Source organism: Kitasatospora sp. MAP12-44, from assembly GCF_029892095.1.
Lineage (GTDB): Bacteria > Actinomycetota > Actinomycetes > Streptomycetales > Streptomycetaceae > Kitasatospora.
The window spans coordinates 7,366,427-7,382,299 of record NZ_JARZAE010000004.1 but is presented as its reverse complement, the minus strand read 5'-3'; the positions used below and the strand labels follow the sequence as shown (position 1 = coordinate 7,382,299).

General features: G+C 72.3%; 13 protein-coding genes and 1 riboswitch. Of the genes, 6 read left to right on the top strand and 7 right to left on the bottom strand.

What is annotated here, in order from left to right; genetic code table 11:
- Positions 1-107 precede the first annotated feature (107 nt).
- Positions 108-235, bottom strand: a riboswitch (FMN riboswitch).
- 204 nt (positions 236-439) lie between these two features.
- Positions 440-1,708 (top strand): phenylacetate--CoA ligase family protein, encoded by a 1,269-nt coding sequence (locus tag P3T34_RS33630; RefSeq protein WP_280669823.1) that lies wholly within the window; start codon positions 440-442, stop codon positions 1,706-1,708.
- A gap of 59 nt (positions 1,709-1,767) precedes the next feature.
- Here the strand turns inward: P3T34_RS33630 and P3T34_RS33625 are convergent, their stop codons facing one another.
- From P3T34_RS33625 to P3T34_RS33610, 4 genes are read right to left on the bottom strand one after another with little or no spacing between them, the layout of a single operon-like run.
- On the bottom strand, positions 1,768-2,016 hold the full coding sequence (locus tag P3T34_RS33625) for a hypothetical protein (protein WP_280669822.1): 249 nt from the start codon (positions 2,014-2,016) through the stop codon (positions 1,768-1,770).
- Positions 1,974-4,286 carry an acyl-CoA reductase gene (locus tag P3T34_RS33620; RefSeq protein ID WP_280669821.1) on the bottom strand — a complete coding sequence of 771 codons (2,313 nt, stop codon included), beginning with the start codon at positions 4,284-4,286 and terminating at the stop codon, positions 1,974-1,976. The genes P3T34_RS33625 and P3T34_RS33620 overlap by 43 nt, the downstream gene beginning before the upstream one ends.
- Positions 4,283-5,455, bottom strand: a complete 1,173-nt coding sequence (locus tag P3T34_RS33615; protein ID WP_280669820.1) for an acyl-protein synthase — start codon at positions 5,453-5,455, stop codon at positions 4,283-4,285. Before P3T34_RS33615 ends, P3T34_RS33620 begins: the two co-directional genes overlap by 4 nt.
- Positions 5,452-6,597: a GNAT family N-acetyltransferase gene (locus P3T34_RS33610; protein WP_280669819.1), complete on the bottom strand. Its 1,146-nt coding sequence runs from the start codon at positions 6,595-6,597 to the stop codon at positions 5,452-5,454. Before P3T34_RS33610 ends, P3T34_RS33615 begins: the two co-directional genes overlap by 4 nt.
- Positions 6,598-7,115: 518 nt before the next feature.
- Between P3T34_RS33610 and P3T34_RS33605 the strand changes: the two genes are divergently transcribed.
- Positions 7,116-7,622: a DinB family protein gene (locus P3T34_RS33605; RefSeq protein ID WP_280669818.1), complete on the top strand. Its 507-nt coding sequence runs from the start codon at positions 7,116-7,118 to the stop codon at positions 7,620-7,622.
- A gap of 13 nt (positions 7,623-7,635) precedes the next feature.
- On the opposite strand, the gene P3T34_RS33600 is transcribed toward P3T34_RS33605, so the two are convergent.
- Both P3T34_RS33600 and P3T34_RS33595 read right to left on the bottom strand, forming a co-directional pair.
- Complete coding sequence (locus P3T34_RS33600; protein WP_280669817.1) at positions 7,636-8,133, bottom strand: FBP domain-containing protein; 498 nt, start codon at positions 8,131-8,133, stop codon at positions 7,636-7,638.
- 42 nt (positions 8,134-8,175) lie between these two features.
- Complete coding sequence (locus P3T34_RS33595) at positions 8,176-9,024, bottom strand: DUF6777 domain-containing protein (protein ID WP_280669816.1); 849 nt, start codon at positions 9,022-9,024, stop codon at positions 8,176-8,178.
- 321 nt (positions 9,025-9,345) lie between these two features.
- Here P3T34_RS33595 and P3T34_RS33590 point away from each other — a divergent pair, with 321 nt between their 5' ends.
- From P3T34_RS33590 to P3T34_RS33575, 4 genes are all read left to right on the top strand, one after another.
- On the top strand, positions 9,346-10,644 hold the full coding sequence (locus P3T34_RS33590; RefSeq protein WP_280669815.1) for a streptophobe family protein: 1,299 nt from the start codon (positions 9,346-9,348) through the stop codon (positions 10,642-10,644).
- Positions 10,645-10,737: 93 nt separating this feature from the next.
- Positions 10,738-11,469 (top strand): Mut7-C RNAse domain-containing protein, encoded by a 732-nt coding sequence (locus P3T34_RS33585; protein WP_280672555.1) that lies wholly within the window; start codon positions 10,738-10,740, stop codon positions 11,467-11,469.
- Positions 11,470-11,785: 316 nt separating this feature from the next.
- Positions 11,786-12,466, top strand: a complete 681-nt coding sequence (locus P3T34_RS33580; protein WP_280669814.1) for a DUF5995 family protein — start codon at positions 11,786-11,788, stop codon at positions 12,464-12,466.
- Between the two features lie 178 nt (positions 12,467-12,644).
- Positions 12,645-14,282, top strand: a complete 1,638-nt coding sequence (locus P3T34_RS33575) for a cellulose binding domain-containing protein (RefSeq protein WP_280669813.1) — start codon at positions 12,645-12,647, stop codon at positions 14,280-14,282.
- A gap of 54 nt (positions 14,283-14,336) precedes the next feature.
- Here P3T34_RS33575 and P3T34_RS33570 read toward each other — a convergent pair whose 3' ends face one another.
- Complete coding sequence (locus tag P3T34_RS33570; protein WP_280669812.1) at positions 14,337-15,800, bottom strand: GuaB1 family IMP dehydrogenase-related protein; 1,464 nt, start codon at positions 15,798-15,800, stop codon at positions 14,337-14,339.
- Positions 15,801-15,873 lie beyond the last annotated feature (73 nt).

The window sequence follows — 15,873 nt, the reverse complement described above, 5'->3', positions numbered from 1 at the left end:
CGGCTCGGCCGCCGACATCGGCAGTTCGCCGACGTCGCTGAAGAGAGTCCTGCTCTTGCACCTTGAACACGGCTCCCCGAGGGGATCCGTGGCACTGCTCGAACCGTCGCGCACGCCTCCCATCCGGACTTTAACCGTCGGTCCAGGAATTTCACCTGGTCAACCGGCCGCTGGCTGCGGACGGGTCGCGGACTGTAACCGCCGGTTCGGATTTTCACCGACCCCGGAGTGCGCTGAACGTCACTGCTACTACTTGCGCTCATTGTGCCACGGCCCAAGGGCGTTCAGGGAGAGGTGGCGCTGTGGTCTGTTTCACTCACGCTCGGGAATAGGAACGGCGGCGATCCATCGCGCGAACAGCCGGGGCACCGTCCCGGGGCTGCGTCGTCTACGCGTGAAGATAAGATGATCTCTTTGCCGGGTGGGGAAGTTGGAAGCCATGAATGATCGTTCGATCGCCGATCTGGTGCGTTACGTCCGAGCGCACTCACCGTTCTACCGCGAGCTCTACGCGGGTCTGCCCGAGGGGACGTCGGAGCTGACCGACCTCCCGCTGATCGACCACGGCGCCTACTGGGGCGCCCACGGGATCGAGGAGAGCCGGCTGCTGACCGGCCCGCACGGCGACGGGATCGTCTTCAAGACCGGTGGGACCACCGGTGCGCCGCGCGTCTCGATGTACACGCGCGAGGAGTGGCGCGAGATGGCCCGCCGCTTCGGCGACGGCCTGCCGGCCGCCGGGCTGCGCGACGGCGACCGGGTGGCCAACCTGTTCTACGCGGGGGAGCTGTACTCCAGCTTCGTCTTCACCCTCAACCTGCTCCAGGAAGCCCCGGTCGCCACCGTCCAGCTGCCGATCGGCGGGGCCGCCCCGCTGGACTACGTGATCGGCACGCTGCGCGACTTCTCGGCCACCGTGCTGGCCGCCCCGCCCACCTCGCTCTGCCGGCTGGCCAGGGAGGTCGCCGACACCGTGGGCACCCTGCCGCACATCCGGCTCGTCCTGTTCAGCGGTGAGGCGTTCTACGGCGACCAACTGGAGCTGCTGGCCCAGGCGTTCCCGGGCGCCGAGGTCCGCTCGATCGGCTACGCGAGCGTCGACGCCGGCATCCTGGCCGGTCCGGTGGCCGGCGAGAGCGACGCCCGGATCCACCAGGTCTTCACCCCTGACAAGGTGATCGAGCTGCTGGACCCCGAGACCGGCGAGCCGATCGAGGAGCCCGGCCGGCCCGGCCGGGTGGTCGCCACCGACCTCGCGCGCCGTCTGATGCCGGTGATCCGCTACCCCGTGGGCGACCTGGCGCAGTGGGTGGACTTCCCGCAGCGCCGGTTCCGGCTGCTCGGACGCTCCGACGAGGGCGCCCGGGTCGGCCCGGTGACCGTGTACCTGGAGGACCTGCGCGCGCTGGTGGAGAGCACCGACCAGGACGGCCTGGTCGCGGAGGTGCAGGTGGTGCTGCGCCACCACGACGAGCGCGACCAGCTGGTGCTGCGGCTGGCCGGGCCGACCGGGGCCGGCGAGCAGGCGAAGGCCGTCCTGGAGGGCGCGCTGGCCGCGCGGCTCGCGCAGACCCGTCCGATGTTCGCCGACCACGCCGACCGCGGCCTGATCCACCCGCTGGCCGTGGAGTGGGTGGGCCCGGGCGCGCTGGCGGTCAACCCGCGCACCGGCAAGCTGGTCCGGCTCGTCGACGAGCGGATGGACTGACCGGACGCAGTGAGGGGGGGGTGACGGCAGCAGCCGTCACCCCCCTCAGCGCGAGGATGTCAGCGGTTGCGCGCCCGCCGCTCCACCACGCTCAGCAGCTTGCCGCTGGCCGCGGTGCGCTCGAAGCCGTCGGCCGGCCCCACCTCGACCCGCAGGGCCAGCAGCCCCTCCTGCTCCACCGCCGAGCCCAGCTCCGGGTAGCCGTCCAGGAACGCCCGGGCCGCGGCCGCGCCGTCCGACGCCGGGCCGGCCTCCAGGCGGACGGTCAGCGACTCGCCCGCGTCGTCCTCGTCGAGCAGGATCTGCAACGCGCCCCGGTGCTCGAACGCCTCCTCCGCGATCGTGACGAACCGGCGGTAGTTGAGGAAGTAGCTGCCGCTGCGGAAGACGTCGCCGAAGCGGCCCAGCAGCTCGAAGCGCGGGGTGCGGCGCCCGCACACCCGCACTCCCCCGCCACCCAGCGGCCCAGGTCGCCGATCTCGTAGCGGTCCAGGCGCTGGCCGCGCCGGGTGTGCGAGGTGAAGACCAGTCGCCCGGCCTCCCCGGCGGGGGCCGGCCGGTCCTCGTCCAGGGCCAGGATCTCCAGGGTCTGGAGCCCGCTGAACAGGTGGTGCACCCGCGGCGGGGTCTCGCCGCACTGGTAGCCCAGCGGGCCCGCGTCGGCGCTGCCGTACGCCGCCGAGCGGATCAGCTCGACCCCGAACTCCTCGCGCAGCCATGCCTGCTGGCGCTCGGGGAAGTGCTCGCCGCCGAAGTAGACCTTGCGCACCCCGCGGTAGCCGCGCAGCGCGTCCGCGCCCTCGGTGAAGACCCGCAGCAGGTAGCTCGGCATGCCGAACAGAGTGTCCACCCGGTGGTCGACGATCGAGTGGGCCACGGCCGCGTGGTCGTCCTGCGCCGCCATCGGGAACTGCACGGCCTGCAGGGTCTCCAGCACCGAGAAGAAGCTCAGGAAGCCACCGTAGAGCTGCCCGCCGAAGAACAGGTTCATCGCCCGGTCGGTGCGCGGGTCGAACCCGGCGGCGAGCAGGCCCTCGGCTCCCGAGCGCATGTGCTCGTGGTAGTCGTCCCAGGCGAAGGCGGAGAGCTTGGGCGCCCCCGAGCTGCCGCCGCTGCGGAAGAACACCTCGGCGCGCCCGAGGTCGTCCTGCAGCTGCTCGAACTCGGTCTTGCCGGTGACCGGGACGGACGGGACGGCCAGCTCGCGCGCGCCCACCAGGTCGTCCAGGCAGGAGTCGGTGGCGAACCGCTCGTCCAGCTGCACGTCCACCCGGCGGCTGTAGCGCTGCAGTGCGTACACGCCGTCGTGCGGCTCGCCGTCGTAGCTGTCCAGCATCCGGCCGGGCACGGTGACCCGCAGCACGCCTGCGGTCAGCACCTCCCCCGCGAGCACCGCCAGATCGGCGCGCTCGGCGCCGATCGCGGCGGTCTGCAGGTAGCGGCGCATCGGGCGCAGCACCTGGACGATCTCCTTGCGCGGCAGCGGCTTCACCCACACCGTGCGGTACAGCGGCGAGGCCCGCAGCGCGCTGCGGACGTCCGCCAGCACGTGCCAGTTGCCGTCTTCGGCCGCGTGCACCCGGGTCAGGCCGAGGTGCTCCTCCAGCCCGGCCACCAGCACGGTGTTGGTGATCTCGGCGCTCTCCAGCAGGTCCGGCAGCGCCGGGTCGAGCTCGGCGACGGTCTGCGCCAGCACGGCGGCGAACCGCTCGGCGAAGGCGAAGACCTGCTCGGTGTCGTCGGTGTCCAGGTAGATCACCTGCGGGCTGGAGCACGCCTGCTGGTCGAGCCGGCAGATGTCGTCGGCGATGCCGCGCAGCGCCGACGGCTCGGCCCAGGAGTGCTCGGTGAGGTAGGCGAAGGAGAGCTTGGGCCCCCAGTCGACCAGCCGGCAGCCGGCCGGCACCAGCGCCGCGACCCCGGCCAGGGCCTCCTCGCCGCCCCAGGCGGCCACCGCGTCGGCGCCCGCGCACAGCCGCTCCAGCCAGCCGGTCCGGCTGGACGGGAAGGCGAGCACCAGCACCCGGGTGGCGATCGTGCCGGTCGGATCGAGCTCGGCGAGCGCGGCCAGCAGCAGCTGGGTGAAGCGTGAGCTGCCGCTGGTCTTGATCGCGTTGACGTTCCCGGCGAGCAGGCCCTCGATCACGCTGAACGCGCCTGCGGCCGGCGCGTTGCCGGGCGCGACGTGCACCAGCAGGCCCACCGGCAGCCAGCCCTCGAAGATCTCCCGACGGAAGTCGAAGCGGGCCAGCCGGCCCGGGTCGATGCCGCCGAGCTCACGGGTCAGCTTGGCCTCCAGCGCCTCGCGGGAGAGCCCCTCGGCGATGTCGGTCAGCGTACGGGCGGCCTCCCCCGCGGGGATCCGCGCGGCGCGCAGCTCGGCGAACAGGCGCACGGACTGCGCGCCGGCCGGGTCGGCGAGCGCGATCGCCAGCCGGTCGCAGGCGGCCAGCACGGTCAGCGGGTTGAGCCTGTCGGCGAGCGCGGTGGCGACGTGGGCGTCGAGATCGTCGAGGCGGCGCTCCGCCTCGGCGTCGTCGACCCACTCGCCCTGCCAGTAGTGCTGATCGGCGGTCATGACTTCCCCTTGAGCAGTTCGGCGGCGGCGACGGCACAGCTGCGGTTCCGGCTGACCCCGGCCCGGCCGTGCACGGCGAACCAGGGGGTGGGCAGGCCGCAGCCGCACTCCTCGGGGGAGTGCTGCGAGACCAGGTCGCCCATCAGGACGGACTGGGCCGGCACGGAGGTGATGTAGGGCGAGACGAACTGGGCGTAGCCGCGCTCACCGTAGGGCAGCGGCGCGAGCGTGCGCACGTCGCGCACCAGCATCCGCGACCAGGTGGGCACGTGCAGGCGGTGGTTGGCGCACTCCATGTAGAGCACCGAGTGCTCGACCGCGCCGTAGCCGTCCCTGATCCGCTCGTCCGGGATGCCCAGTTGCTCGTGGATCCGCCGGTAGAGCTCCGGCCTGGCCACCTGCTGGTCGGCGTGGCCCTTCCAGCCGCCGCCGAAGGCGACCAGCGACTTGGGGTTCAACTGAACGGGCGGGAGCCCGAGTTCACGCATCCGGTCGAGCGTGAAGGAGAGGAACGCGGGGAACCCGAGGATCCGCACCGGCGCCCCCTCCTCGGCGAACCGCAGCAGCGCCCGCACGCAGCCGAACGCGTCGAACTCGTGGCCGCTGCCGGTGTGTTTGAGGGCGTACTCGACCGAGCGCACCGGGGCGAAGTCGCACAGGTACTCGTCGGTGAACGCGGTGCCCAGGTTCAGCCCGGGCCGGGGCTGGTAGTTGGAGAGCAGGTAGTTGACCGGCTCCTCCTCGCCCAGCCAGCCGTAGGAGTCGAAGACCCGGGCCACCATCCGCTGGCCGTTGCGCAGGGTCCAGTCGTCGAAGAACATCTGCGACTTCTGGCCGGTGGTGCCCGAGGAGGTGACGTGCAGCGCGACGTCCTCGGGGGGTATCGAGACCACCTCGTGCGTCTTGAAGAAGTTGGCGTGCACGAAGGGCAGCCGCTCCAGGTCGGCGACCGATTCGACCGGACATCGGGCGGCCTCACTCGACTCCCAGAGCCTGGCGAAGAACGGCGACCTGGCCGCGTGCCAGGCGTTGGACTCCGCCATCGCGGCGACGAACAGCCGGTCGGCGTCCTCGCCCACGGTGTACGGCTCGGCGATGTCGCACAGCCGCTGCACCTGGGCGAGTGCGACGGGATCGGGGACCTGGACCGGGTTGAGGTACTGGCTCACTGGAAAACCCCATGGGTGTTGAGGTACCGCTGCTTCCACAGCTCGATGTACTGCTCGGTGAAGGGCTGGAAGGACGCGTCGATGGACAGGCCGCGGAAGTCCAGTGGCTGCATGCTGCGGGCCATCACCACGTAGTCGCGAAAACCCTCGCCCTCGCGGCGCATCGCCGGGTAGGCGGCGGCGGGCAGGAAGCCGTGCGCGAGCAGCAGGCTGAGGTCCTCGTAGCAGTCCAGCGGCAGCAGGGTCTCGATGTGCGAGGCGCCGTCCTGGGCCAGGCGGTCGATCAGCGCCTCGAAGTCCCGTGCCAGCGAGGCGAGTCCGGGGGCGGCGCCGATCAGCGCGCAGTAGCCGTCGGAGCGGTTCAGCTGCGCGAACAGCTCGTAGGCACCGTCCGCGGCGGCCAGCAACACGTTGGGCGTGTGGAACGGGTAGAAGCGCTGCTCGGGATCGGGCACCACCTCGGCCAGCCGGCGCAGCACGAACTGCGGGGCGTCCACCAGCTCCACCTCGCGCACCTGGCCGCGCTGCGGGGCCGGGCGCGGCTCGTCGTCGACGGCGGGCAGCTGCTGGTCCGACAGACCCACCGTGTCGTGCAGCGCGCGCACCAGCCCGCCCAGGCCGGCCGGCACCCGGGGGACCGGCAGCCGTCGCTCCAGGACGCCGTCCCGGTGCCTGGCCAGCAGCACCATGGTCTCGTGCCGTTCCGCCTTGCGCAGATTGGGGAAGACGCCCAGGGCCCGGAAGCCACTGCGCAGGCAGATCCGCTGCGGCGCGGTGGAGTTGGTCCGGGCGGTGGCGTAGACGGAGTCGGCGGCCTGGTCGCCGCTCAGCATCATGTCGCTGAGCCGGCGGACCGCCTGGTGGGCGAGGCCGCCGCCGCGGATGTCCGGGTGGATCACCAGGCCCTGCATCTTGCCGAGCCGGTCGTGCGGGTCGATCGTGCCAAGGATGGAGCCGACCACCCGGCCGCTGCCGGGCTCCCTGACGACCAGCCAGGTCGTGCGGGGGGAGGAGATCTCCCGGGCCATCACCTCGGGATCGGTGCCCAACGGCAGTGCGTAGCTTCGTCCGTAGACCTGCCGGTAGAGCGTCAACAGCCCGTCGATGTCGCCCAGTTGAACAGCAGTGAACTCGTAGGTCAAAATACCTCCCCGAAGAACTGATACGCATACGGGTTACGTGGCGCATCGGACCGCGTTCCCTCGCCATCGAATGCGAGAGGCCCGGGTGGGGCGCCCACAAACGGAAATCCGCGTAGGGCGGCTGCCGTGCCGCAGCGCCGCCGGATTGGGGGTGGTCCGGCGGGGTGCGAATCGAAACGAGGAAGCGGCCGCTGATGTCCGGCCGCTGTCGCCACTGTAGCGTGCGCTCTCCGGGTCGGACGGTCCGTCAACTGCCTTAACAGGCAGAACTTCGGCCGAATGCGAGCAGGATCACAGGTCGTCAGTTCGCAACTGCGGATCGATATGCTCCGCTCTGCATAGAAGGGCAGAAAGCCGCGAAAATTTATTCACCGCTCTCCGCATTGTGGTAACCGGCGATGGAGATGGGCCCGTGATGTGGTCCGGGCCACCTTCGATGCCGATCTCCGGCGCCGGCCGGACCTCTCTCCGGAAGTGGCCGGAAAACGCCGTCAGCAGCGGGATGGAATGATGTACGGATGACTACCGAACGGATCGGCCCTCCCCTGATCGCCGGCGAGCGCGAAATGCTGCGCTCCTTCCTCGACTTCCACCGCGCGACGCTGGCGATGAAGTGCGACGGGCTCACCGACGAGGAGCTGCGCCGCCAGTCGATGCCGCCCTCGACGCTCTCACTGCTCGGCCTGGTGCGGCATATGGCCGAGGTCGAGCGCACCTGGTTCCGCATCGTGATGAACGCCGAGGCCATCCCGCTGGTCTGGTCCGCGGAGATGGACTACCAGGTGGCGTACGACGCGAGCACCGCCACCCGCTCGGAGGCCTTCGCCGCCTGGCAGGCGGAGGTCAAGCACTCCCGCCGGATCGAGCAGGCGGCCGAGTCGCTCGACGTGATCGGCCACAACGCCAGGTGGGGCGAGGACGTTTCGCTGCGCCTGGTGATGCTGCACCTGATCCACGACTACGCACGGCACAACGGTCACGCCGACTTCCTGCGCGAGGCGATCGACGGGACCGTCGGCGCTTAGGGTCTCGTCGGTCTCAGCCGAGGATCTTGGCGACGAACGCGTCCAGGTTCGCCACCGTGCGCTCGATCTGCTCCTCGACGGTCAGCGACTCCTGGAGCCGTCCGCCCATCCCCTCCGGGATCTTGCGGCCGCGGACGTAGAGCGGGCAGGCCAGGTCGGTGCAGATGTAGGCGCCGACCGAGTTGCCCTCACGGCCGGCCACCCCGGCCTTGCGCGCGGTGAGCAGCGAGACGCCGTTGCCGCTGTGCTGAGTGAGGCAGAGGCTGCACAGGCTGCTGCGCAGCAGGCCGCGGCGCTGGGCGGAGAAGCGCAGCGTCAGGCCGACCAACTCCCCCTCGCGCTCCAGCACCAGGTAGCTCCGGTCGGGGGCCCCGCCGTCCCGCCAGCCGAGGAAGTCCAGGTCGTCCCAGGGGAGTTCGGTGAGGTCGCGGGGCACCGTGAGCCGCTTGGCCTCCCCTTTGGAACAGTTGACGAACGACGCGCGGATGTCCTGCTCAGTGACTGCCTTCATGGCCATGGACGCTAACAATGCCTAAGGTGCTTAGGCAAATGATTAATAGCCATAGGAACGGGAACCGGCCGTGGAACTGCCGCTCGGGCCCGTGAGCGGGACGACCACGTCGTGGTTACCCGAACTGCCCACCGGCCGGGCGAACGCCTTGCCGCTCCCCGAGTCGACCATCACGATCGTGCTCACCGGCGCCGCCGCCGGCGTCACGCTGACCACACCGCCCGGCTGGAACGACGGCCACCCACCGCCACCGTACGTCGCCCCGCTCTGCGCGACCGGCGGCAGCAGCGGGTTGCCGCACGCACAACGCGCCCTGGGCACACCGCGGTTGTCGACCAGCACGGCGGTGCCGGCCTGGAGGACGGACTGGAAGCCGGTCGCGGCGCCGTCGGCGAAGCCGTGGTTGGTGACCCGGGTGTCCACCCGCAGCAGCGCGGACGTCAGCGAGTGCAGGTAGGAGGCGATGGAGTCCTGCGGGATGCCCTCCACCTGCGCCCATGCCTGGCCCTTGTCCGCGTGGGTGGTCAGGAAGTCGGAGAGCCGGCCGACATCGCAGCTGCTGGTGCGCTCGGTGCCTCCGTAGAGGCCGACCGTCCCGCCGTCGATCGTCCCGCCATCGACCGTCCCCGTCGCCGAGGGCCCGCCGGACGACGCGGGGGACGGCGCGGGGGCGGACGCCACGACGACCGAGGCCGTGAACGGGTCGGGCCCGGGCACGGTCGCCGCCTGCAGCGCGATCTGCGGCGCGGCGGAGGTCGTCGGCGTGCCATTCGGCTCCCGCTCCGCCAGCGCGATGCCCACCACCACCGCGACCACCGCCACGCCCGCCGCGACCACCAGCCGTCGCCGCCACCACGGCGGCCGCTGCCCACCGCCGCCCGATGCGCTCACCAGCGTCCGCGGCGGCGGCCCGACCGGCGGCACCGCGGATCCCGTCGAGGTCGGTTCCCCGGGCTCCCCCGCCGGCCGATCAGGTGGTGGCGCGGACGGCGGACCGGACGGCGGGCCTGACGGCGTTTCGGAGCTCACCGCCCATTCTCTGCGCCGCCCGCCACTACCCCGCAACCGCAGCCGGCCCGCCCCCGACACCCCGTCGGGCCACTCCATCCCCCGCCCCCGCGCGCCGATCCCGCCGCGCTGACCGAAGCTGGAACAGCCAGGTCACCACGGCTGGCCCCCACGCCGACGGCCCACACCCGAGCAGGAGACAGCGTGCGTCCGAGTGACGGTCCCCCCGACGCCGCCCACCCGCACCACCTGCACGACCCGCACCACCCGCTCACCGGCTGGCTGGACGCACTGGTGGCCACCGTCGCCGCGTTCGTCGTAATGGCCGCCGTCGCCGCCCTCGGCCTGTGGGCCGCCGGCGCGAACGGGCTGCCGAGCGGCTCATTCGTCCCCGTGGCCGCCGCCACGGTGCTGACGGCGCTCGGCATCCCGCTCCAACTGGAGGGCGACGCCGGGTTCCTGGCCCAGGCGAGCGCGCAGATCTCGGCCGTCCCGCTCTCGGTGGGCCTGGTCGGCGCCCTGGTGGCCGGCTGGGCGTTCCTGCGGCCGCTGCGCCTGCGGGCGGTGCTGACGCCGCGCGAGCTGGCAGCCCGGGTGCTGCGTATGGCGGTGTTCTGGACGGCCGCCGTCCTGCTGCTCACCCGACTGGCCCGGCACAGCTTCACCGTCTCCACCGGCAGCCCGGAGGCGGACCTGATCGGCGGCGCGCTCGGCATCACCCCCACCATCGGTTTCCACGCCGACTGGCCCGCCGCGGTCGGCTACGGGCTGCTATGGCTGGCCGTGGTGCTGCTGCTCGCCTTCCTGGTCGCCCGCCGCGCCCCGCTGCCGTCGGCGCTGCTGCGCCAGCAGGTGCGGGTGCGCCCGGCGGCGCACGCGACGGTGCTGGTACTGCTGGCGTACGCCGTGCTCGGGGTGCTCGCCGCGGTGGTCGTGCTGATCCGCGGCTCGGACGCCCGCTCCACCGTCGCGGTGGTGCTGCTCGCGCTGCCCAATCTGGCCTGGCTGGCGCTCGGCGTCGGGCTCGGCGGCTCCTGGCACGGCCTGGTGAAGGGCGGCAGCATCGGCCTGTCGGTCCCCGAGCCGCTCGCCTCGGTGCTGGGGGGCGGCGGCACCAAGGAGGCCACCCTGAACCTCTCCTCGCTCGGGCAGCAGGACAGCCGGGCCTGGCTGCTGCTGCCGCTGGCGGCACTGGTGGTGCTGGCCGCCGGGGTGCTGATGGCACGGCAGACCGCCGCGGCCACCGGCCGGCCCGTCGCACCGGGCCGGCACGCCCTGCGGCTGGCACTCGCGCTCGGCGTGGCCCTGCTGCTGGTGGGGCTGCTGACCCGGGTGTCGGCGGGCTACGGGCTCTCGTTCCTGGGGGTCGGCGGCCTGAGCGGCCCGGCCGCCGCCGTGACCCTGCACTGCGACCTGCTGGTGACGGTGGCGGCGGGCGTGGTCTGGGGCGCCCTGGCGGGCTTCCTGGGCGCGCTCACCGTGCGCCGCTCACCCCGCTCCTAGCCACGGCGTGTCCGGCGGCTGCGGCGAATCGGCCATCGTCATAACCGTTGGCCGCCACCCCCGCTCCCCTGGCATGCTGGCCGGGTGGAACGCGTGGAGAGACCCGAGATCAGCCTGAGCTTCGCCCCCGAGCTGCACGTCTTCGTCGCAGCCTCCCGGCGGGCCGGGTGGTCGCCGGCCCGCACGGACGGCGTCTCGACGCTGGGGCACACGGTGGAGTCGCTCGGCGTCCCGCTCACCGAGGTCGGCGCGCTCCTGGTGGACGGCCGGCAGGTGACCGTCTCGCACCTGCCCCGGGACGGCGAGGAGGTCTCGGTGCTCGCCTTCACCCGGCCGCAGACGCTGCCAGGACCGGCCCGCTTCCTGCTGGACGTGCACCTCGGCACGCTCGCCAGGCGGCTGCGCCTGCTGGGCGTCGACGCCGCCTACGAGAACGTGGACATCGGCGATGCGGCGCTGGCGGCCCGCTCGGCCGCCGAGCAGCGCGTCATGCTCTCGCGCGACCGGGGGCTGCTGCACCGCCGCGAGCTCTGGGCGGGCGGCTACGTCTACAGCCACCGCCCGCACGAGCAACTGAAGGACGTGCTCTCCCGGTTCGCACCCCCGCTCAACCCCTGGAGCCGGTGCACCGCCTGCAACGGCCCGCTGCAGGACACCGCGAAGGACGCGGTGTACGACCAGCTCCAGCACGGTACCGAGCGTGCCTACGACACGTTCGCCCGCTGCGCCGACTGCGGACAGGTCTACTGGCGCGGTGCCCACCACGCGCGCCTGGAGGCCATCGTGGCCGAGGCACTGCGCGAGTTCGGCCCGCAACCGGTCTGATCCCGAGCGCCTCCAACAACCCCCGCGCACTGGGGCTGTTGGAGGCCCAACCCCGGTCTGGCAAACTCTCGTTCGACCCGCGCATCGGTACGTCGGGCGCGAACAGGGGGACGGGGACGGGGATGTGGGATCGGGGGACGCTGCGCCGGCGTCACCGTCGGCACCTGCAGCCCGGGCAACACCTCCCAGGAGTGGCTCCTGCCCTGACCGGATGACGACCTGGTCGGCGGAACGGGTGGCGCGGCGGCTTCCGGCGGGGGCGGGTGGCTGCCAGGGTGGGTGCTCCCTGTCCCGGCCGAGAGGATGAGACGACCTCATGACCATCAGCCAGGTATCGACCGTCGACCAGGTGATTGATCGGCTTCAAGCGATCGGGGCGGGGCTGCCGACGGCCGACGGGGTCGCGGTCTTCAACCGGATGTACCTCACCGTCACCGAGCTGATCCGCGATCAGCTGGCGCAGGCGTTCTTCGACGACCCGGTCGCCATGGCCGAGTTGGACGCGCTGTTCGCCGCCCGCTACCTGGCGGCCTTCGACGCCGACGCGTCCGGGCGGCGGCCGCCGGCCTGCTGGCGGCCGCTCTTCGAGCTGCGGCACCACCCGGGCATCCACCCCCTGCAGTTCGCCCTCGCCGGGATGAACGCGCACATCGAGCACGACCTCCCGCTCGCCGTGCTGGACGCCGCCCGGCAGCTCGACCGCGACCCGCTCTCGTTCGAGGCGGACTACCACCGGATCAACGACCTGCTCGCCCGGGTGGAGGCCCAGGTCCGCGAGGAGCTGCTGCCCGAGCCGCAGTCCGCCCGACCCGCCGAGCCGCTGCTGCACGTGCTCGGGGTCTGGAGCATCGACCGGGCCCGGGACGCCGCCTGGGCCACCGTGCTGGCCCTGCGCGGACTGCGCGGCGCCCCGCTCGCCTCGCTTGCGCTGACCACCGCGCTCGACGACTCGGTCGGCGTGCTCAGCCGGGCACTACTGACCCCGATCACGGCCTGACCCCCGCCTCAAGGCCGGCTGACGGACCCTCACCACGTCGGGCGCGCGCCGAATCCCGCCGCCCCGACCGTATTGACGCATGCCATTGGTCTGTACCACTGTAAGGGAGCCGCGGCACTCCCCCACATTGTCCCGGCGGCGTTCCCCAGCGCTGCCCTTCGCCGAGGAGGACCCGCCCATGAGGCGTGTCACCCTGCCCACCGTCACCGCCACCATAGCCACCGCGCTGCTGGCCGGAGGCGTCCTACCGCTCGCACTGCCCGCCACCGCCCAGGCGGACGCAGGCGTCTCCGGTCTGGTGGCCACCCTCACCGAACCGCAGAGCTGGAGCAGCGGGTTCGAGGCCGACTACACGATCACCAACTACACCAAGGCGCCCGTCTCCTCCTGGTCGCTCTCCTTCGACCTGCCCGCCGGCGAGACGGTGAGCAGCGCCTGGAACGGCACGCTGACCCAGAGCGGCACCCACTTCACCGTCTCCTCACCAGGCTGGGCCTCGCCGCTCGCCCCCGGCGCCAGCGCCCCGGTGGTCGGGATGGACGTGTCGAACGGGACCGGCGCCCAGGTGCTGCCTGCCAACTGCACCATCAACAACGGCCCGTGTGCGGGTGGCCCGGTCGACACCACCCCGCCGTCGGTCCCGGTCGGGGTGAAGGTCTCCGGCGCCGGTCCGGACAGTATCTCGCTCTCCTGGAACGCCTCCACCGACAACGTCGGGGTGGCCGGCTACAACGTCCGCGAGGGCTCAACGGTGGTCGCGAGCACCACCACCGCCACCTCGACGACGGTCACCGGACTGCTCGCGGGCAGCAGCCACACCTTCACCGTCAGCGCCTTCGACGCGGCCGGCAACGAGTCCGCGGTCTCCGCCGCGGTGACGGGTGTGGCCGGCAGCGGCACCGCCGCCGGGGTGGCCGCACCCTTCGTCGACCTCGGCGCGTACCCGACGCCCAACCTGGCGCAGATCGCCGCGACCACCGGGCTCAAGCAGTTCTCGCTCGGCTTCATCGTCAACGGCACCAGCGCCTGCACCGCCAGCTGGTTCAACGCCTATGACCCGGGCACCGGTTGGGACAAGGCCGACTTCGACGCCGTCCGCGCGGCCGGCGGCGACGTCCGGCCGTCCTTCGGCGGCGAGGCCGGCACCGAGCTGGCCCAGTCCTGCACGGACGTGCCGAGCCTGACGGCGCAGTACCAGAAGGTCGTCGACGCCTACGGCCTGGACCGGATCGACTTCGACATCGAGGGCTCGGCCGTCTCCGACCACGCCTCGATCGACCGCCGCTCGGCCGCGATCGCCGCCGTGCAGGCCGCCCAGCGGGCCAAGGGCCGCGACCTCAAGGTCAGCCTGACCCTCCCGGTGCTGCCCAGCGGCCTGACCGCCGACGGCGTCTACGTCCTGCAGTCGGCCAAGGCGGCGGGCGTCAACGTCGACGTGGTCAATGTGATGGCGATGGACTTCGGTGACACCGAGGCTCCCAACCCGTCCGGCCAGATGGGTAGTTACGCGATCCAGGCGGCGCAGTCCACCCGCGCGCAGATCGCGCAGAACTGGCCGTCGCTGACCACCGCGCAGACCTGGGCGATGGTCGGGGTCACCCCGATGATCGGCCAGAACGACAACGCGGACGAGGTCTTCGGCCTCGCCGACGCCCAGCAGCTGCTCACCTTCGCCCAGCAGAACCACCTGGGCGAGCTGGCGTTCTGGGAGGTCACCCGGGATGGCAACGCCTGCACCGGCGCCCTCTTCAAGTGCACCAACATCACCCAGACGCCGTACGAGTTCTCCAAGATGTGGGCCGGCTTCACCGGCTGACCAAACACGAATGCCGGCCCCCGGGACACCCCGGGGGCCGGCATTCGTCCCGCATCAGGCCCAGCTGGAGTGCAGCGGCTTGCCCTCGGCGTAGCCGGCCGCGCTCTGGACGCCCACGATCGCCTTCTCGTGGAACTCCTCCAGGCTGTTGGCGCCCGCGTAGGTGCAGGAGCTGCGCACGCCCGCGATCACCGAGTCGATCAGGTCCTCGACGCCCGGGCGGGCCGGGTCGAGGAACATCCGCGAGGTCGAGATGCCCTCCTCGAAGAGCGCCTTGCGGGCCCGGTCGTAGCCGGACTCCTCGGCCGTCCGGTTGCGCACCGCGCGCGCCGAGGCCATGCCGAAGCTCTCCTTGTACTGGCGCCCGTCCGGAGCGGTCTGCAGGTCGCCCGGGGACTCGTACGTCCCGGCGAACCAGGAACCGATCATCACATTGGACGCGCCGGCGGCCAGCGCCATCGCGACGTCGCGCGGGTGGCGCACACCGCCGTCCGCCCAGACGTGCTTGCCCAGCCGGCGGGCCTCGGCGGCGCACTCCAGCACGGCGGAGAACTGCGGGCGGCCGACGCCGGTCATCATCCGGGTGGTGCACATGGCGCCGGGGCCGACACCGACCTTGAGGATGTCCGCGCCGGCCTCGACCAGGTCACGCACACCGGCGGCGGAGACCACGTTGCCGGCCACGATCGGGACCTGCGGGTCCAGGCCGCGCACCGCGCGCAGCGCGCTGATCATCGACTCCTGGTGGCCGTGCGCGGTGTCCACCACCAGCACGTCCGCACCGGCGTCCAGCAGCGCCTTGGCCTTGCCGGCCACGTCGCCGTTGATCCCGACGGTGGCGGCGACCCGCAGCTTGCCCGCCGCGTCCACGGCCGGGGTGTAGAGGGTGGCGCGCAGCGCGCCCTTGCGGGTCAGGATGCCGACCAGCTTGCCCTCGCCGTCCACCACGGGAGCGACCTTGCGGTGCCCCTCGTTGAGCCGCTCGAAGGCGGCGCGCGGGTCGATGCCCTCGTCCAGCAGCAGCAGGTCGCGCGACATCACCTCGGCGACGCTGGTGAAGCGGTCCACGCCGTGGCAGTCGGACTCGGCGACGACGCCGACCGGCCGGCCGTCCTCGACCACGACCAGCGCGCCGTGCGCCCGCTTGGGCAGCAGCGCGAGCGCGTCGGCGACGGTGGCGCCGGGGGCCAGCGTGACGGGGGTGTCGAAGACCAGGTGGCGCTGCTTCACCCAGCCGATCACGTCGGCGATGACCTCGGTCGGGATGTCCTGCGGGATGGCCACCAGGCCGCCGCGACGGGCGACCGTCTCGGCCATCCGGCGGCCCGCGATGGCGGTCATGTTGGCGACCACCAGCGGGATGGTGGTCCCGGTCCCGTCCTGCGAGGAGAGGTCGACGCCCTGCCGGGAGCCCACGGCGGAGCGGCTGGGGACCATGAAGACGTCGTCGTACGTCAGGTCGTACGGTCCCGTGTAACGGTCGTCGATCGTGCCGGTCTGAGGGTTCAAGAAGCGCATGAAGAAGGCTCTCTGGCTGCGGGAGGGTACACCTCGGGTGCGGTTAGGGCCGGCCGGCCGAGCGCACTCGGGC